This window comes from Burkholderia cenocepacia, from assembly GCF_900446215.1.
GTDB lineage: Bacteria > Pseudomonadota > Gammaproteobacteria > Burkholderiales > Burkholderiaceae > Burkholderia > Burkholderia cenocepacia.
In genome coordinates this window covers 970335-987790 of record NZ_UAQZ01000012.1, presented here as the reverse complement: position 1 = coordinate 987790, position 17456 = coordinate 970335, and the positions used below count along the sequence as shown (strand labels likewise).

Here is a 17456-nt window from a genome sequence, read left to right as displayed (position 1 = left end):
CGCACGTCCGCAACGAACGGCCGTGCGTCCACGATCCGACACCATCCGGAGGACATCACCATGAGCATGCGGCCCGACCCGACGTTTCACGCTTCGCCCGAACTTGCGATGCAGGCGCCGGCGGAGGAGTTTGCCTATACGTTGTTGCTGAGCCCCGATTTTTCCAGACCCGACGCGCTGGCCGTGATCGACGTGAAGCCCGGTTCGTCGACGTACGGCAAGATCGTGCACACGGTGACGATGCCGAACACCGGCGACGAGTTTCACCACTTCGGCTGGAATGCGTGCTCGTCGTCGCTGTCGCCGCTGACCGGCCATGCGTTCCTCGAGCGCCGCTTCCTGATCATTCCCGGCCTGCGCTCGTCGCGCATCTACGTGATCGACACGAAGCCGCATCCGACGCAGGCGCGCATCCACAAGATCATCGAGCCCGACGAAATCTTCGCGAAGACCGGCTATTCGCGACCGCACACCGTGCATTGCGGACCCGAGGGCATCTACGTGAGCACGCTGGGCGGCGCGGGCAAGGACGGCACCGACGGCGCGCCTGGCATCTTCATCATGGATTGCGAGACCTTCGACGTGCTCGGCCGCTGGGAGATCGACCGCGGCCCGCAGGACAAGCATTACGACTTCTGGTGGAACCTGCCGCGCGACTACATGGTGTCGAGCGAATGGGCGCTGCCGCCGCAATTCGAGAACGGGATCGTCCCGGAGGATCTGCTCGCGAACAAGTACGGGCACCGGCTGCATTTCTGGGACCTGCGCGCGCGGCGCAACGTGCAGACGATCGATCTCGGCGCGCAGCACCAGATGGCGCTCGAGGTGCGGCCCGCGCACGACCCGGTGCGCGAATACGGATTCGTCGGCGTCGTGGTCGATACGACCAATCTCGAAGGCTCGATCTGGACCTGGTGGCGCGAAGGCGGCAAGTTCCATGCGAAGAAAACCGCGACGATCCCGGCCGAACCGGCCGCGGCCGACGAGCTGCCGCCGCTGCTGCAAGGATTCGGCGCGGTGCCGCCGCTCGTGACCGACATCGACCTGTCGCTCGACGATCGCTTCCTGTACGTGTCGTGCTGGGGCACCGGCGAGATGCGCCAGTATGACGTGTCGGACCCGCACCACCCGGTGCTCGCGGGGTCGGTGCGCATCGGCGGCATCGCGCGCCGTGCGCCGCACTCGAACGGCCGCACGTTCGCGGGCGGCCCGCAGATGGTCGAGATCAGTCGCGACGGCCGGCGCGTGTACTGGACCAACTCGCTCTATTCGACGTGGGACGACCAGTTCTATCCGGACGGCGTGCCGGCCGCGCAGGTGCTCGCGCACGCGGGGCCGGACGGCGGGCTGACGCTCGCCGACGACTACTGGGTCGAGTTCCCCGACGGCTACCGCGCGCACCAGATCCGGCTCGAAGGCGGCGACTGCTCGACCGACTCGTTCTGCTATCCGTCGGTCAAGCGTTGAGCACCGGCCTTCACGCGTCGTTCGCGCTGTGGGCGGCCGTGCTCGCGAGCGGCGTCTATCACGGACTCAACCCGGCGATGGGCTGGCCGCTCGCGGTGTCGAACGCGCTGATGACGCGCCGCGGCGGCGCGCTCGTCGCGGCGCTCGGCTATCTCGCGCTCGGTCATGCGCTGGCCGTTTTCGCAGTGATGCTGCCATTCGGGCTGCTCGCCGCGCTGCTCGCATGGCAGTCGGCGATCCGGATCGGCGCGAGCGCGCTCGTGATCGGCTTCGGCGCGGTACTGCTGATCCGGCGCCGGCATCCGCGGGCGCTCGCACGGATTCCGCCGGCGCGGCTCGGCCTGTGGTCGTTCGCGGTCGCGCTCGCGCACGGCGCGGGGCTGATGCTCGTGCCGATCTACCTCGGCCTGTGCGGGCTCGACCGGGATGCCGGCCACCGCGCGGCGGCGCTGCTCGTCGATGCGCATCTCGGCATGGCGCTCGTCGTCGCCGCCGTGCATGCGGCCGCGATGATCGCCGCCGGCGGCGGGCTCGCGTGGCTCGTGTACCGTTATCTCGGGCTGAAGTTCGTGTCGCGGAGCTGGTTCAATCTGGATGCGGTGTGGGCGTCGAGCCTGATCGTGACGGGAGCGTTGTCGCTCGGGCTGGCGGCGGCGCGATAGCGCGGGCAGCGATGGCTCGCTGGCGCGACGAGGTGCCGGGCGCAACGGCCGCACCGTTAAAAAACGTGACGGAACGGCGCTGCCGGCCGCGCGCCGCAGTGTTCGCTACGCCACCCTGCCGTCGCGATGCGCCGCCCGACCGGGTCCGGCGCCCTCGATTCCGTTAAAATCGGGCCATGCGCACCCCTTCCCAATCGACCGCCTCGTCGTCTTTCGTCCGCCGCGCCCGTCACCCCCGTGCCGTGTCGCGCCCGCCCGTCCCGTTCCGGATGGCTGCCCGATGAGCCACGCCAATCCGCCGGATTTCGACTCGGCCGCCTTCCGGCAGGCGCTCGGCCAGTTCGCGACGGGCGTGACGGTGATCACGACGCGCGCGCCGTCCGGCCAGCTGATCGGCATCACCGCCAGTTCGTTCAATTCGGTGTCGCTCGATCCGCCGCTCGTGCTGTGGAGCCTCGCGCACAAATCGGCGTCGACGCCGGTGTTCCGCGGCAACAGCCATTACGTGGTGAACGTGCTCGCGGCGTCGCAGTTGGACCTGTGCAAGCGCTTCTCGACCTACAAGGGCGACCGCTTCGAAGGGATCGCGCATGCGGCCGGCAACTCGGGGATGCCCGTGCTCGACGGCGCGCTCGCATGGTTCGAATGCCACAACCGCAGCCGCTACGACGAAGGCGACCACGTGATCTTTGTCGGCGAAGTGGAACGCTGCGGCGTGCGCGCCGTAACGGAAACGGCGCCGCCGCTCGTGTTCCACGGCGGCGGCTTCCACGGCCTCACACCGCTTTGATCGCCCCCGTGCGCGCGAGCCCGACCGGCGCGCCGGCTTCGTCCTTCAGCGTCTGCAGCACGATGTTCGACCGGATGTCCATCACGCCCGGCGCCTTGTAGAGGCGGTTCAGCACGAAATCCGAATAGTGCTTGAGGTTGTGCGCGAGCACGCGCAGCAGATAGTGGCTCTCGCCCGTCACGACGAACGCGCCGACCACCTCCGGCCATTCGCGCAGCGCTTCCGCGAAGCGCTCGTGCCATTGATTCTCTTCGTTGCGCATCGACACCTGCACGAACGCCTCGAGCTCGAAACCGAGCTTCTCGCGGCTCAGGCACGCGCGATAGTGCTCGATCACGCCCTGCTCCTCGAGCAGGCGCATGCGGCGCAGGCAGGCGGATGGCGAAAGCGAGATGCGTTCGGCCAGGTCGAGATTGCTGATTCTGCCCTCCTCCTGCAGTACCGCCAGAATCCGGCAGTCGGTGGCATCGAGCGTGATCGCGTGCATTTTTGGTCCCCGTTTTCCCTCTGAGTCGAATTATCTGCCAATCCGGCGGATTGTCCATGTTTATTTCGCAAGCACTTTCTGCGAGCGTCCACCTATCATTCGAAGGATCGACTCACGCTTCGTCATGCCATGGACACACTCTGGGACATCTCACCGCCCGTCAGCCCCGCCACCCCCGTGTGGCCGGGCGATACGCCGGTTGCCGTCGAGCGCGTATGGCGGATGGAGGCCGGTTCGCCGGTCAACGTCGCGCGCCTGACGCTGTCGCCGCACACGGGCGCGCACTGCGACGCGCCGCTGCACTACGACGCCGACGGCGCGCCGATCGGCGCGGTGCCGCTCGACACCTATCTCGGCCCGTGCCGCGTGATCCATTGCATCGGCGCGGCGCCGGTCGTGCGCCCGGCCGACGTGGAAGCCGCGCTCGACGGCGTACCGCCGCGCGTGCTGCTGCGCACGTATGCGCGCGCCGCGGTCGAGCAATGGGACAGCAATTTCTGCGCGGTCGCGCCCGACACCGTCGACCTGCTCGCCGCGCACGGCGTGAAGCTGATCGGCATCGATACGCCGTCGCTCGACCCGCAGGAATCGAAGACGATGGATGCGCATCGCCGCGTGCGCGCGCACCGGATGGCGATCCTCGAAGGCATCGTGCTCGACGACGTGCCGCCCGGCGACTACGAACTGATCGCACTGCCGCTCAAATTCGCGACGCTCGACGCGAGCCCCGTGCGTGCGGTGCTGCGCGCGCTGCCCGCGCAGGCTTCCTGATTACCCGACCTACGACCTCACATCATGATGATCAAGACCCGTGAAGACGCGCTCGCGCTCGACCGCGACGACCCGCTGGCCCCGCTGCGCGACCAGTTCTCGCTGCCGGACGGCGTGATCTACCTCGACGGCAACTCGCTCGGCGCGCAGCCACGTGCATCGGCCGCCCGCGCGCAGCAGGTGATCGGCGCCGAATGGGGCGAAGGCCTGATCCGCAGCTGGAACACGGCCGGCTGGTTCGCGCTGCCGCGCCGCCTCGGCGACAAGCTCGCGACGCTGATCGGCGGCGCGCCCGGCGAGACGGTCGTCACCGACACCATCTCGATCAACCTGTTCAAGCTGCTGTCGGCGATGCTGCGCCACCAGGCCGAGCGTGCGCCCGAGCGCCGGGTGATCGTGTCGGAGCGCTCGAACTTCCCGACCGACCTGTACATCGCGCAGGGGCTGATCGACCAGCTCGGCGGCGGCTACACGCTGCGCCTGATCGACGATCCGGCCGACCTGCCCGGCGCGCTCGGCGCGGACACGGCCGTCGCGATGATCACGCACGTGAACTACCGCACCGGCTACATGCACGACATGCCGGCCGTCACACAGCTGGTGCACGACGCGGGCGCGCTGATGCTGTGGGATCTCGCGCACTCGGCCGGCGCAGTGCCGGTCGACCTGAACGGCGCGCGCGCGGACGGTGCGGTCGGCTGCACGTACAAGTACCTGAACGGCGGCCCCGGCTCGCCCGCGTTCGTGTGGGTGCCGCAACGCCATCTCGCGCATTTCTCGCAGCCGCTGTCCGGCTGGTGGGGCCACCGCGCGCCGTTCGCGATGCAGCCGGGCTTCGCGCCCGATCCGGGCATCGCGCGCTTCCTGTGCGGCACGCAGCCGATCGTGTCGATGTCGATGGTCGAATGCGGGCTCGACGTGTTCCTGCAGACCGACATGGACGCGATCCGCCGCAAGTCGCTCGCGTTGACCGATGCCTTCATCGCGCTCGTCGAAGCGCGCTGCGCGGGCCTGTCGCTGAAGCTCGTCACGCCGCGTGCGCATCACCAGCGCGGCTCGCAGGCGAGCTTCGAGCATCCGCACGGCTACGAAGTGATGCAGGCGCTGATCGCGCGCGGCGTGATCGGCGACTACCGCGAGCCGTACGTGCTGCGCTTCGGCTTCACGCCGCTCTATACGCGCTTCGCCGACGTGTGGGATGCGGTCGAGACGCTGCGCGACATCCTCGCCACCGACGCGTGGAAGGCGCCCGAGTTCGCCGAACGCGGCGCGGTGACCTGACCGGTTCTGCGCGGCGCGCGCACCGCATGCAACGGCGGCGCGCCGCGCATTCATCATTCAAATCTGGAGAAAGTCGTGAATTCTGGTCATATGCAGCCCCCCGGCGGCGACGCGCCGGCAGGCTGCCCGTTCTCGGGCGCACGCGCCGCACAACCGGCGCAAGCCGCGCACGAAGCCCCGCACGTGCCGGGCGAGGCCGACGCTCAAGCCGGCTGGCACAACGCGCAGCTCGATTTCTCGAAGTCGATGAGCTATGGCGACTACCTGTCGCTGAATTCGATCCTCGACGCGCAGCATCCGCTGTCGCCCGATCACAACGAGATGCTGTTCATCATTCAGCATCAGACGAGCGAGCTGTGGATGAAGCTTGCGCTGTTCGAATTGCGCGGCGCGCTCGATGCAGTGCGCACGGACGCGCTGCCGCCCGCGTTCAAGATGCTCGCGCGCGTGTCGCGCATCCTCGAGCAGCTGGTACAGGCGTGGAACGTGCTGTCGACGATGACGCCGTCCGAGTATTCGGCGATGCGGCCGTATCTCGGCCAGTCGTCGGGCTTCCAGTCGTACCAGTATCGCCAGCTCGAATTCCTGCTCGGCAACAAGAACGCGCAGATGCTGCAGCCGCATGCGCACCGGCCCGACATCCTCGAACAGGTGCGCGCGACGCTCGAGGCGCCGTCGTTCTACGACGAGGTCGTGCGCCTGCTCGCGCGGCGCGGGTTCCCGATCGCGCCCGAGCGGCTCGAGCGCGACTGGACGCAGCCGATGCGGCACGACGAGACGGTCGAAGCCGCGTGGCTCGAGGTCTATCGTCATCCGCAGCAGCACTGGGAGCTGTACGAGATGGCCGAGGAACTGGTCGATCTCGAGGATGCGTTCCGTCAGTGGCGCTTCCGTCACGTGACGACGGTCGAACGCATCATCGGCTTCAAGCAGGGCACCGGCGGCACGAGCGGCGCGCCGTACCTGCGCAAGATGCTCGACGTCGTGCTGTTCCCCGAGCTCTGGCACGTGCGCACCACGCTGTAACGCACGTCACGCGCCCGCCGTCACGACGACGGGCGGGCGAGTTCCTCCCCTTCGCGCGGCGGCGCGGGCACGCGCGACAGCCGCGGAATGTGCCGCCGCACCGCGAGCAGCGCGACGCACACCACGCCCATCGCCACGGCCAGCATCGTCAGATACGCGCCCGCGCCGCCCGCCGTGATCACGATCGCGCCCGCGAATGCGCTGAGAATCGCGCCGAGCCGGCCGAACGCGAGCGCACTCGCGGTGCCTGTCGCACGCACGGCCGTCGGATAGATGTACGCGCACAGCGCATACATCGTCGACTGCACCGCGTTGACGAATAGCCCGTGCAGGCCGAGCCCGACGATCAGCCAACCCGTATGGCGGCTCGCATCGACACCCATCAGCCACACCGCGCTCGCCGCGCCGCCGATGCTGCACAGCGCGAGCGGCCAGCGCGAGCCCGCATGCGCGATCGCCCATGCGCACAACAACGCGCCGATCACGCCGCCGAGGTTGTACGCGGTGAGCCCCGAGCCCGCGACCGACACGCTCAACCCGCTCGCCGCGAGCATCGTCGGCAGCCAGCTGAACGCCGCGTACACGGCGAGCAGGCACATGAAGAACGCGCACCACAGCGCGATCGTGTCGCGCGCCTGGCCGCTCGCGAACAGCGCGCCGAAGCCCCCGCGGCTGCCCGGCGCGCGGGCGTCCTTCGTATCGGTGAACACGGTGCCCGGCGCGACCGGCCGCTGCATCCGCGCGAGCAGCGCGCCGAGTTCCGGCCAGCGTGCGGGGCGTCGCGCGAGATAGCGCGGCGACTCGGGCAACGCGCGCATCAGCACGAAGCCGAGCACGAGCGGCAACGCGCCGCCCGCGAAGAACAGCCCGCGCCAGCCGTAGCGCGGCAGCACCTCGTGCGCGAACAGGCCGGCCAGCATCCCGCCGAGCGGCACGCAGACGATCGTCGCGGTCACCATCATCGTGCGGCGCCGCGCGGGCGTGTATTCGGCGGTCATCGTCGTGGCCGTCGGCAACGCGCCGCCGATCCCGAGCCCGGCGCAAAAGCGCAGCATCGCGATCGTCGCGACGTCGGGCGCGAACCCGATCGCGCAGGTCGCGAGGCCGAACAGGAACACGCTGCCGATCACGGCCTGGCGGCGGCCGAAGCGGTCCGCGACGAGCCCCGCGCACGCGCTGCCGATGCCCATCCCGACCAGCCCCGCCGCGACGGCCGGCGCGAACGCGCCGCGCGTGATACCCCATTCGCGGATCAGCACGGGAATCGCGAAGCCGATCAGCTGGCCGTCGAACCCGTCGAGCACGATCGCGAGCGCGGCGAGCAGCACCACGCAGCGCTGCATCAGCGTGAACGGCCCGTCGTCGAGCGTCGTGCCGATGTCGATCGACGGCGGCCGCCGGCCATCCAGTGCGTCGTGCGTGCTCATGCGGCCTCCCGGGCGCCGCACGTCGGCGGCAACGTGCGCGAACGGCGCGCGGCAAGACAACGGCATTCGATGGTTTTCATGGCGTCTCCGGTTGTCCGGGCTGGCGCGCATGCGTGCCCGGATCTCGTGCTGTGCATCGACCGGCGCCCGTGCATCGGCGTCGGCGTCTTGTTCCACCCTTCACGACCCGGCGCCGTCGCCCCACGGGCGCGGCCTCCGTATCGTCATGCGGCGCGAGCCGGCCGCCGGCCTGTGGCTCAGTTCGTCCGTGCGTCGATCAACCGGACGAGCGCGAGCAGCGTCTCGGCATGCGGCACCGCGACGCCCGCTTCGCGCGCGGCCGCGACGACCTTGCCGCTGATCGCGTCGATTTCGGTGCGGCGGCCCGCGAGCACGTCCTGCAGCATCGACGGGCGATGGCCGCGATGGTCGCGAATCGCATGCTCGACGTTGCGTGCGACGCGCTCGCCGTCGACCGCAATGCCCTTCGCGCGCGCGACGGCGGCCGTCTCGGCCGCGATCGCCAGCGCGAGCCGCGGCCCGTCCTGATGATGGCCGAGCTGATCGACGGTGCAACCCGTCGTCGCGCACAGCGTGTTGAGCGCCGCGTTGAACGCGACCTTCTCCCAGATCGCGGCCCACACGTCGGCATCGAGCGTGCAGGCGAGCCCCGCGCGCGACAGCGTGTCGGCCACGGCCGTCGCGAACGGGCGTGCCGCGCCGTCGGCCGTCATCATGCGGATCGTGCCGGCGCCGTGCGAGCGCACGTGCGCGGGCCCGGCCGCATCGGCCGGCCACGTCGTCACGCCGACCAGGATGCGCTCGAGCGGCACGAACGCATTCAGCGTCTCGACGTTGCCGAGCCCGTTCTGCAACGTCAGCACGAACGTGTCCGGCGTCAGCAGCGCGCGCACGCCGTCGAGCGCGGCGCGCGTGTGCAGCGATTTGGTGAAAACGATCAGCAGATCGAACGGTGTGTCGGGCGCGGCGGCCGCGGCCGCATTCGCGGCGTCCGGCCGCACGGCCTGCAGCGTGCGAATGCGTCGTTCGCCGCGGTCGTCGTCGATGCGCAGCCCGTCGCGGCGGATCGCATCGAGATGCGCATCGTTCACGTCGATCAGCGTGACGGCTTCGCCGCTTTCGGCCAGCCGCGCGCCGAACAGCGAGCCCATCGCGCCGGCGCCCAGAATTGCAATTCTCATCGTCGGCGGCCTCGTCAGAACGGATAGTGGCGCGGCGCCGTCTGCACGGTGATCCAGCGCAGGTCGGTGAACGCGGCGATGCCTGCCTTGCCGCCGAAGTGGCCGAAACCGCTGTCCTTCACGCCGCCGAACGGCATCTGCGCCTCGTCGTGCACGGTCGGGCCGTTCACGTGACAGATGCCCGATTCGATGCGCGCCGCGACGCGCAGCGCCCGCGCGACGTCGCGGCTGAACACGGCCGACGCCAGCCCGAACGCGTTGTCGTTCGCGCAACGGATCGCGGCCTCCTCGCCGTCGACGCGCACGATGCCCTTCACCGGGCCGAACGATTCTTCCGCGTAGATGCGCATCGCCGGCGTCACATGGTCGAGCAGCGTCGCCGGGAACAGCGTGGTGTCGGCCTTGCCGCCGCACAGCAGCGTCGCGCCGTGCGCGAGCGCATCGTCGATCAGCGCGTTGCAGCGCTCGACCGCCTTCGTGTCGATCAGCGAACCGAGCACGACGGGCCCGTTGCGCGGATCGCCGAGCGGCAGCGACGCGGCCTTGTCGGCGAGCTTCGAGACGAACGCATCGGCGATCGCCGCGTCGACGACGATGCGCTCGGTCGACATGCAGATCTGCCCGGAATTCGCGAATGCGCCGAATGCGGCCGCGGCGACCGCCGCGTCGAGATCGGCATCGTCGAGCACGACGAACGGCGCCTTGCCGCCGAGTTCCAGCACCGACGGCTTCAGGTGACGCGCGCACGCTTGCGCGACGAGCCGCCCGACCCGCGTCGAGCCGGTGAAATTCACGCGGCGCACGGCCGGATGCGCGATCAGCGCATCGACGACGGCGCCCGCATCGTCGGGCGCGTTCGTCACGAAGTTGACGACGCCCGGCGGCAGTCCGGCCTCCTGCAGCGCCTCGACGATCAGCCCGTGCGTGACGGGACACAGCTCCGAGCCCTTCAGCACGACCGTGTTGCCGCACGCGAGCGGCAGCGCGAGCGCGCGCGTCGCGAGGATCACCGGCGCGTTCCACGGCGCGATGCCGAGCACGACGCCGGCCGGTTGCCGCACGCCCATCGCGAGCGAGCCCGGCACGTCGGACGGAATCAGCTCGCCGCCGACCTGCGTGGTGAGCGACGCGGCCTCGACGAGCCCGCTCGCCGCGAGGTGAACGTTGAAGCCGGCCCACAGCGCGGACGCCCCCGTCTCGGCCGCCATCGCCGCAACGAACTGGTCGTGCTTCGCTTCGAGCGCGGCGGCCGCCTTCAGCAGCAAGGCGCGCCGCGCGCCGGGCCCGAGCGCGGCCCAGTCGGGAAATGCACGGGCAGCCGCATCGGCCGCCGCGCGCGCATCGTCGACGGTGCATGCGGGCGCTTCGGACGCGACTTGGCCGTCGAGCGGGTTGCGGCGCACGAAGGTCGCGCCGCCGGACGAGTGGCGGCGTTCGCCGCCGATCAGCATCGCTACGGTTTGCATGGAATCTCCGGAAGGACGCGCGCGGCGCGTCACGCAATCTCGACTTCGACGACGACCGGCGTCGCGGCACGCAGCGCGTCGGTCAGCGTGTCGCGCAGCTTCGCCGCTTCGGCGACGCGCACGCCGCGGCAGCCCATCCCTTGCGCGAGCGCGACGAAATCCAGGTCGGGCAGCTCGGTGCCCTGCACCGGGTCGCCCGGACCAAAGCCGAACACGGGCGCGAAATCCTGCAGCGCCGCGTAACGCCGGTTGTTCAGGATCACGAACGTGATCGGCAGTTTCAGCTGCGCGGCGCTCCACAACGCCTGGATCGAATACAGGCTCGAGCCGTCGCCGATCAGCCCGATCACGCGCCGGCCCGGCTGCGCGAGCGCGACGCCGACCGCGGCCGGCATCCCGTAGCCGAGCCCGCCGCTGTCCATCGTGTAGAACGTGCCGCTGCGCGTGAACGGCAGATGCTCCTGCATCACCGGCCGCGCGCTCGGCGCCTCCTCGACGACGATGTCGGACGCGTCGCGCACGTCGGCGAGCGTCTGCAGCGCGAACGCGACCGACATGCGCTCGCCGGCGGCGGGCGCGTCGACGCGTACCCGCGGCGCGCGCGCCGCGGGCATCGGCCGCTCGGGCGGCGCCGGTCGCGCGAGCAGGTCGCGCGCGGCGAGCCGCAAATTGCCGACGACCGCATCGCCCGACGGCGTCCACGCGGCGACGCCCGGATCGTCGACGAGCTGCACGAGCGTCGCGCCCGGCGGCACGTGCGGGCCGAAGCCTTCGATGTGATAGGTGAACGCGGGCGCGCCGAACGCGAACACGAGATCGTGCCCGTCGAGCCGCGCGATGATCTTCTCGCGAATCGCGGGCAGGAAGCCGGCGAACAGCGGATGGTCTTCCGGAAAGCTGCAGCGCCCCGACATCGGCGCGACGTACACGCGCGCCCGGTGCCGCTCGGCCAGGCGCACGACGTCGTCCCATGCTCCCGCGCGATCGACGGCCGCGCCGACCACGAACGCCGGGCGCCGCGCGGCGTCGAGCGCGTCGCCGAGCCGCGCGAGCGCGTCGGGATCGGGCCGCACGATGCTGCTGACGTCGCGCCGCGGCAGCCGTTCGGCCGGCTGGTCCCAGTCGTCGACCGGGATCGACACGAACACGGGGCCGCGCGGCTCCTGCATCGCGATGCGGTACGCGCGCGCGATCGCGGCCGGCACGTCCTGCGCCCGCGCCGGCTCGATGCTCCATTTCACGTACGGCTTCGGCAGCTCGGCGGCCTGCGTCGCGCCGAGGAACGGATCGAACGGCAGAATCGCGCGCGCCTGCTGGCCCGCGGTGACGATCAGCGGGGTGCGGTTCTTGAACGCGGTAAACAGATTGCCCATCGCGTTGCCGACACCCGCCGCCGAATGCAGGTTGACGACCGCCGCATTGCCGGTGGCCTGTGCATGGCCGTCGGCCATCCCGACCACGACGGCTTCGTGCAGGCCGAGCACGTAGCGGAAATCGTCGGGGAAGTCGCGGAACATCGGCAGCTCGGTCGAACCGGGATTGCCGAACACGCGGTCGATGCCGAACTGCCGGAGCAGGTCGACGACCGCGTCGCGGACGGTGATCGATGCGGAAGGGGGCGGATGGCCGGACATGCTCGGGTGTCTCCTCGATGACTGGGCGGTTTCCACAGTATCGAAGTGCAAGCCATTCTCGGATACTGTATTTTCTGCAAAAAGCCATTACGATTCGGCATGACTTTCGATCTCCGACAATTACGCGCGTTCACGACGATCGTCGCGTCCGGCAGCCTCGGCCGCGCGGCCGACGCGCTGCACGTCACGCAGCCGGCGTTGAGCCGGATCCTGAAGCGGCTGGAGGAACAGGTCGGCGCGCCGCTGTTCGAGCGCCATTCGAAGGGCGTGCAGCTCACCGCGTTCGGCGAGGCGCTGCTGCCGCATGCGACGCTGCTGCAGCATGAGGCCGAGCATGCGCGCGAGGAGCTCGACGCGATGCGCGGCTTCGCGAAGGGCACGATCAAGGTCGGCGCGGTGGGCAGCATCGCGAGCCTCGTGCTGCCGATCGCAGTCGGCCGCGTGCTCGACCGCTGGCCGAACCTGCGCGTCGAGATCATCGAAGGCGTGTGGGACCGGCTCGCGGAAGGGCTGATCAAGCACGAGATCGACCTCGCGCTGTCCGCGCACGGGCCCGATACCGACGAGATCGTCGCGATTCCCGAGTGCCGCTGGGAAGACCGCAGCCATATCGTTGCGGCGCCGCACCATCCGCTGCGCGCGCTCGGCCGCCCGCCGACGCTCGCCGATACGCTGCACGCGCGCTGGGCGATTCCGCCGCGCGGCACCGCGCCGTTCGACCACATGCGCGCGACCTTCGACGCGCACGGGCTGCCGCTGCCCGACATCGCGGTCGAGACGCGCTCGGTCACGACGCTCAAAAGCCTGGTCGCGCACGCCGGTTTCCTGAGCTGGATGGCCGAGCCGATGGTCGGCGCCGAGCAGCGCGCCGGCACGATCGACACGCTGCCCGTGCGCGAAGTGGTCGCGGTGCGCACGCTCACCGCGTTCCGGCGCCGCCACGGCATCCTGCCGGGGCCGGCCGGCAAGCTGCTCGACGAACTCGTCGCGCTCACGCGCGAAGGACGCTGACGTTCGTTTCCTGCCGGCTCCGCGTCCGCCCTGCCCGCGCGCCGCCGCAGCGCACCATCGAAATGCCGCGTCCCCGCCTTGACTTTCGTTCGCCCGAATACGATCATTCGCTCACATAAAGAGCAAATGATCGTATTCGACAGGACAGACAAGCAGGAAAAGGAGACACCGGATGAGCGAATCGCCCTCCGCCCACGCGCCCGTGCTGCTGCACATCGGCGCCGGCTCGTTTCACCGCGCGCATCAGGCGTGGTATCTGCACCGCGTGAACGCCGCCGTGCCGGCCGACGAGCGCTGGTCGCTGACCGTCGGCAACATCCGCGACGACATGCGCGCGACGATGGACGCGCTCGCCGCGCAGCACGGCGCGTACACGCTCGAAACCGTCACCCCGCAGGGCGAGCGCGCGTACGAGACGATCCGCGCGATCACGCGCGTGCTGCCGTGGTCGATCGACCTTGCCGCACTGATCGACGCCGGCGCCGATCCGGCCTGCCGGATCGTGTCGTTCACCGTCACCGAAGGCGGCTACTACCTCGACGAACACAACCGGCTCGACGTCGCCAATGCCGATCTCGCCGCCGACCTGCAGGGCGCGCGCACGACGCTGTACGGCGCGCTCGCGGCGCTGCTCGCCGAACGCGTGAAGCGCGGCGCGGGCCCGCTCACGCTGCAAAGCTGCGACAACCTGCGCAACAACGGCGCTCGCTTTCGCGCCGGCATGCGCGAATTCCTCGAACGGCGCGGCGAAGGCGGCCTGCTCGCGTGGTTCGATGCGCACGTCGCGACGCCCAGCGCGATGGTCGACCGCATCACGCCGCGCCCGACCGCCGACGTGCGCGAGCGCGTCCTCGTGGCCACCGGCGTCGACGATGCGTGCCCGGTGATGGGCGAATCGTTCATCCAGTGGGTGATCGAGGACCGTTTCGCGGCCGGCCGGCCACGCTGGGAGCTGGCCGGCGCCGAACTCGTCGACGACGTGCATCCGTACGAGGAAGCGAAGATCCGCATCCTCAACGCGACGCACAGCTGCATCGCATGGGCCGGCACGCTCGCGGGCCATACCTACATCCACGAAGGCACGCACGACCCGGCGATCCGCCGCTTCGCGCACGACTACGTGACGCAGGACGTGATCCCGTGCCTCACGCCGAGCCCGCTCGATCTCGCGCGCTACCGCGACGTCGTGCTGGAGCGCTTCGGCAATCCGTACGTGCTCGACACGAACCAGCGCGTCGCGGCCGACGGTTTCTCGAAGATCCCCGGTTTCATCGCGCCGACGCTCGTCGAATCGTTCGCGCGCGGCGCGGCACCCATCGCCACCGCCGTGCTGCCCGCACTGTTCCTGCGCTTTCTCGAACGCTGGGCGCGCGGCACGCTGCCGTATGCGTACCAGGACGGCGTGATGGACGACAGCAGCGCCCGCGCGATCGTCGGGGCCGCAGACCCCGTTGTCGCGCTCGGCGCGAACCGCGCGCTGTGGGGCTCGCTCGCCGGCAACGCGGCGCTGTTCGACGCGCTGCGCGCCGGGCTCGCGCGCGTCGACGCATGGCTCGCCGCACGCTGATGACCCGCGCGCGGCGCCCGGCCGCGCCACCGGGCGAACCCGCTTGGCACATGCCGTGCGGCACGGCTAAAGTAGCGGCTCCTCTCTGACGGAACGGATCGCTCATGTATCTCGGCATCGACCTCGGCACCTCGGAAGTGAAGGTGCTGCTGCTCGCCCCGGACGGCGCGGTCGTCGGCACCGCCGGCTCGCCGTTCAGCGTGTCGCGACCGCATCCGCGCTGGGCCGAACAGCATCCGGACGACTGGTGGCGAGGCACGCTCGCCGCGCTCGCCGCGCTGCGCGAACGGCACCCGCAGGCGTTCGCGCAGGTACGCGGCATCGGCCTGTCGGGCCAGATGCACGGCGCCGTGCTGCTCGGCCGCGACGATCGCGTGCTGCGCCCCGCGATCCTGTGGAACGACATGCGCAGCGCCGACGAATGCGCGCTGCTCACCGAACGCGCGCCCGATCTCCACGCACTGGCCGGCAACCTCGCGATGCCCGGCTTCACCGCGCCGAAACTGCTGTGGGTCGCGAAGCACGAGCCCGACGTGTTCGCGGCGACCGCGTGCGTGCTGATGCCGAAGGACTACCTGCGATTCCGGCTGACCGGCGCGAAAGTGTCCGATCCGTCGGACGCGGCCGGCACGCTGTGGCTCGACGTCGCGCGCCGCGACTGGTCCGATGCGCTGCTCGACGCGTGCCGGATGACGCGCGGGCAGATGCCGCGCATCGTCGAAGGCAACGCGCCGTCCGGCACGTTGCGCGCGGACGTCGCGCGCGAACTGGGGCTGTCCGAGGCCGTCGTGGTCGCGGGCGGCGGCGGCGACAACGCGACGAGCGCGCTCGGCATCGGCGCGATCCACGCGGGCGACGGCTTCGTGTCGCTCGGCACGTCCGGCGTGCTGAGCGTGGTCGGCGACCGCTTCATGCCGAACCCCGCGTCGGCCGTGCATGCGTTCTGTCATGCGATTCCCGACCGCTGGCAACTGATGAGCGTCGTGCTGTCGGCCGCGAGTTGCCTGCGCTGGGTCTGCAAGCTGACCGGCACCGACGAGCCCGCGCTGCTCGCCGAAGTCGAGGCGCTCGACGCCGACGCACTCGCGGCGGCGCCGCTGTTCCTGCCCTACCTGTCGGGCGAGCGCACGCCGCACAACGATCCGTACGCGCAAGGCGCGTTCTTCGGCATGACGCACGCAACCGACCGCGCGCACCTCGGCTACGCGGTGCTCGAAGGCGTGACGCTCGGCCTCGCCGACGGTCTCGACGCGCTGCACGCGGCCGGCGTCGAGACCGACCAGTTGTCGCTGATCGGCGGCGGCGCGCGCAGCGCGTTCTGGGCGCAACTGATCGCGGACGCGCTGAACGTGCGCACGCGTCAGCACGGCGGCGGCGAAACCGGCGCGGCGCTCGGCGCGGCACGGCTCGGCTGGCTGGCCGTCGGCGGCGATCCGCATACGGTGCTGACCAAGCCGCCGGTACGCGCCGAATACGCGCCGGACGCCGCCCGCCATGCGCGGCTGCGCGAACGCCTCGACGCGTTCCGCACGCTGTACCGCCACGTGCGGCCGCTGTACGAACCGTCGCGCGCACGACTCGCGTAGGCGCCGCGCTCGCGCGACCGGCCGCCGGCCGCGCGCGCGACATGCGGTACAGTGGATGCCGTCATGCGGCCCGCCGGCCGGTCCGCGGGGCGGCCCCCAGATCCGAACCGAATCGCTATCGTGTCCAAGTCCTCAGAAAAACTCGATCTCGCCACGCGCGCCGCGTGGCTCTATTACGTCGCGGGCGACACGCAGAACGAAATCGCCGAAAAGCTGCAGGTGTCGCGCCCCGTCGCACAGCGCCTCGTCGCGTTCGCGGTCGAGAAGAACCTGATCCGCGTGCGCGTCGACCATCGGCTCGCCGACTGTCTCGATCTCGGCGCGCAACTGTCGAAACGCTACGGCCTCGCGATGTGCGAAGTCGTGCCGGTCGACGCCGATGCGCCCGACGCGATCGACCGCAAGCTCGCGGTCGCCGGCGCGCAGGTGATGGAGCGCTACCTGAACGAAACGCGGCCGATGGTGATCGCGGTCAGCAGCGGCCGGACGCTGAAGGCCGCGGTCGCGCAGATCGCGCAAATCGACCGCCCGCAGCACCGGCTCGTATCGATGGTCGGCGCGATCGCGGCCGACGGCTCGTCGAACCGCTACGACGTCGCGCAGTACATCTCCGAGAAAACCGGCAGCAAGCACTTCCTGCTGCCTGCGCCGCTGTTCGCGGACAGCGACGCCGAACGCGCGCAGTGGTGCAATCACCGGCTGTACCGGATCGTCGAGGCGCTGTCGGGCAAGGCCGACGTCGCGTTCGTCGGGATCGGCAACATCGGCCCGCACTGCCCGCTCTACGAAGACGGCTTCATCACCGAACAGGAGCGCGACGAGATGACCGCGCTCGGCGCGGTGGCCGAACTGCTCGGCGTGCCGATCGACGCGCAGGGCACGCAGATCACCGTGTCGACCAGCGCGCGCGTGACGAGCGTCGCGCTCGCCACGCCGCCGAAGCTGCCCACGATCGCGTTCGCCGGCGGCCCGAAGAAACACGACGCGGTGATTGCCGCGCTGCGCGGCGGCTGGCTGTCGGGGCTCGTCACCGACGAAACCTGCGCGCGCGCCGCGCTCGCCGCGAAGGCGGCCTGACG

General features: G+C 70.5%; 15 protein-coding genes. 10 read left to right on the top strand and 5 right to left on the bottom strand.

Annotated elements, in window-relative coordinates:
• The first annotated feature begins 60 nt into the window (after positions 1-60).
• The 3 genes from DTA15_RS22130 to DTA15_RS22120 all read left to right on the top strand — a co-directional run bounded on the left by DTA15_RS22130 (position 61) and on the right by DTA15_RS22120 (position 2919).
• A complete protein-coding gene (locus tag DTA15_RS22130; RefSeq protein WP_006482492.1) occupies positions 61-1467 on the top strand; it encodes a selenium-binding protein SBP56-related protein in 1407 nt (468 codons plus the stop codon).
• Positions 1464-2129 carry a hypothetical protein gene (locus tag DTA15_RS22125; RefSeq protein WP_006482477.1) on the top strand — a complete coding sequence of 222 codons (666 nt, stop codon included), beginning with the start codon at positions 1464-1466 and terminating at the stop codon, positions 2127-2129. Before DTA15_RS22130 ends, DTA15_RS22125 begins: the two co-directional genes overlap by 4 nt.
• A 280-nt stretch (positions 2130-2409) precedes the next feature.
• Entirely contained in the window at positions 2410-2919 is a 510-nt protein-coding gene (locus DTA15_RS22120) for a flavin reductase family protein (RefSeq protein ID WP_006482487.1), read from the top strand.
• Here the strand turns inward: DTA15_RS22120 and DTA15_RS22115 are convergent.
• Entirely contained in the window at positions 2906-3406 is a 501-nt protein-coding gene (locus tag DTA15_RS22115; RefSeq protein ID WP_006477992.1) for an Lrp/AsnC family transcriptional regulator, read from the bottom strand. The two genes, DTA15_RS22120 and DTA15_RS22115, sit on opposite strands and share 14 nt — an antisense overlap.
• A gap of 129 nt (positions 3407-3535) precedes the next feature.
• On the opposite strand from DTA15_RS22115, the gene kynB reads away from it, so the two are divergent.
• From kynB to kynA, 3 genes are all read left to right on the top strand, one after another.
• Positions 3536-4177, top strand: a complete 642-nt coding sequence (gene kynB, locus DTA15_RS22110) for an arylformamidase (protein WP_012492838.1) — start codon at positions 3536-3538, stop codon at positions 4175-4177.
• 27 nt (positions 4178-4204) lie between these two features.
• Positions 4205-5458: a kynureninase gene (kynU, locus tag DTA15_RS22105; protein WP_012492839.1), complete on the top strand. Its 1254-nt coding sequence runs from the start codon at positions 4205-4207 to the stop codon at positions 5456-5458.
• A 90-nt stretch (positions 5459-5548) separates the two neighbouring features.
• On the top strand, positions 5549-6484 hold the full coding sequence (gene kynA, locus DTA15_RS22100) for a tryptophan 2,3-dioxygenase (protein WP_006482479.1): 936 nt from the start codon (positions 5549-5551) through the stop codon (positions 6482-6484).
• Between the two features lie 20 nt (positions 6485-6504).
• Here kynA and DTA15_RS22095 read toward each other — a convergent pair whose 3' ends face one another.
• From DTA15_RS22095 to mdlC, 4 genes are all read right to left on the bottom strand, one after another.
• The gene (locus tag DTA15_RS22095) at positions 6505-7911 is read right to left on the bottom strand and encodes an MFS transporter (RefSeq protein ID WP_034178426.1); all 1407 of its coding nucleotides are present in this window, start codon (positions 7909-7911) and stop codon (positions 6505-6507) included.
• A gap of 257 nt (positions 7912-8168) precedes the next feature.
• Positions 8169-9113 carry a ketopantoate reductase family protein gene (locus DTA15_RS22090; RefSeq protein WP_006482478.1) on the bottom strand — a complete coding sequence of 315 codons (945 nt, stop codon included), beginning with the start codon at positions 9111-9113 and terminating at the stop codon, positions 8169-8171.
• Positions 9114-9127: 14 nt separating this feature from the next.
• Positions 9128-10579, bottom strand: a complete 1452-nt coding sequence (locus DTA15_RS22085) for an aldehyde dehydrogenase (RefSeq protein ID WP_012492842.1) — start codon at positions 10577-10579, stop codon at positions 9128-9130.
• Between the two features lie 29 nt (positions 10580-10608).
• Positions 10609-12213, bottom strand: a complete 1605-nt coding sequence (gene mdlC / locus DTA15_RS22080) for a benzoylformate decarboxylase (RefSeq protein WP_012492843.1) — start codon at positions 12211-12213, stop codon at positions 10609-10611.
• A 99-nt stretch (positions 12214-12312) separates the two neighbouring features.
• On the opposite strand from mdlC, the gene DTA15_RS22075 reads away from it, so the two are divergent.
• The 4 genes from DTA15_RS22075 (at position 12313) to DTA15_RS22060 (ending at position 17454) form a co-directional block, all read left to right on the top strand.
• Entirely contained in the window at positions 12313-13224 is a 912-nt protein-coding gene (locus DTA15_RS22075; protein ID WP_006485519.1) for a LysR family transcriptional regulator, read from the top strand.
• Positions 13225-13396: 172 nt separating this feature from the next.
• The gene (gene dalD, locus DTA15_RS22070) at positions 13397-14791 is read left to right on the top strand and encodes a D-arabinitol 4-dehydrogenase (protein WP_012492844.1); all 1395 of its coding nucleotides are present in this window, start codon (positions 13397-13399) and stop codon (positions 14789-14791) included.
• Positions 14792-14895: 104 nt separating this feature from the next.
• On the top strand, positions 14896-16377 hold the full coding sequence (gene xylB, locus DTA15_RS22065) for a xylulokinase (RefSeq protein ID WP_006485856.1): 1482 nt from the start codon (positions 14896-14898) through the stop codon (positions 16375-16377).
• 63 nt (positions 16378-16440) lie between these two features.
• Positions 16441-17454, top strand: coding sequence for a sugar-binding transcriptional regulator (locus tag DTA15_RS22060; RefSeq protein WP_077019627.1), 1014 nt, complete (start codon positions 16441-16443; stop codon positions 17452-17454).
• Positions 17455-17456 lie beyond the last annotated feature (2 nt).

Bases quoted from the DNA above. Each gene is read 5' to 3' on its own strand.
- DTA15_RS22095 (WP_034178426.1), bottom strand. From the start codon at position 7,911: ATGAGCACGCACGACGCACTGGATGGCCGGCGGCCGCCGTCGATCGAC.
- DTA15_RS22090 (WP_006482478.1), bottom strand. From the start codon at position 9,113: ATGAGAATTGCAATTCTGGGCGCCGGCGCGATGGGCTCGCTGTTCGGC.
- kynU (WP_012492839.1), top strand. From the start codon at position 4,205: ATGATCAAGACCCGTGAAGACGCGCTCGCGCTCGACCGCGACGACCCG.
- kynA (WP_006482479.1), top strand. From the start codon at position 5,549: ATGCAGCCCCCCGGCGGCGACGCGCCGGCAGGCTGCCCGTTCTCGGGC.
- DTA15_RS22085 (WP_012492842.1), bottom strand. From the start codon at position 10,579: ATGCAAACCGTAGCGATGCTGATCGGCGGCGAACGCCGCCACTCGTCC.
- DTA15_RS22075 (WP_006485519.1), top strand. From the start codon at position 12,313: ATGACTTTCGATCTCCGACAATTACGCGCGTTCACGACGATCGTCGCG.
- DTA15_RS22060 (WP_077019627.1), top strand. From the start codon at position 16,441: ATGCGGCCCGCCGGCCGGTCCGCGGGGCGGCCCCCAGATCCGAACCGA.
- kynB (WP_012492838.1), top strand. From the start codon at position 3,536: ATGGACACACTCTGGGACATCTCACCGCCCGTCAGCCCCGCCACCCCC.
- DTA15_RS22115 (WP_006477992.1), bottom strand. From the start codon at position 3,406: ATGCACGCGATCACGCTCGATGCCACCGACTGCCGGATTCTGGCGGTA.
- DTA15_RS22130 (WP_006482492.1), top strand. From the start codon at position 61: ATGAGCATGCGGCCCGACCCGACGTTTCACGCTTCGCCCGAACTTGCG.
- xylB (WP_006485856.1), top strand. From the start codon at position 14,896: ATGTATCTCGGCATCGACCTCGGCACCTCGGAAGTGAAGGTGCTGCTG.
- mdlC (WP_012492843.1), bottom strand. From the start codon at position 12,213: ATGTCCGGCCATCCGCCCCCTTCCGCATCGATCACCGTCCGCGACGCG.
- DTA15_RS22120 (WP_006482487.1), top strand. From the start codon at position 2,410: ATGAGCCACGCCAATCCGCCGGATTTCGACTCGGCCGCCTTCCGGCAG.
- dalD (WP_012492844.1), top strand. From the start codon at position 13,397: ATGAGCGAATCGCCCTCCGCCCACGCGCCCGTGCTGCTGCACATCGGC.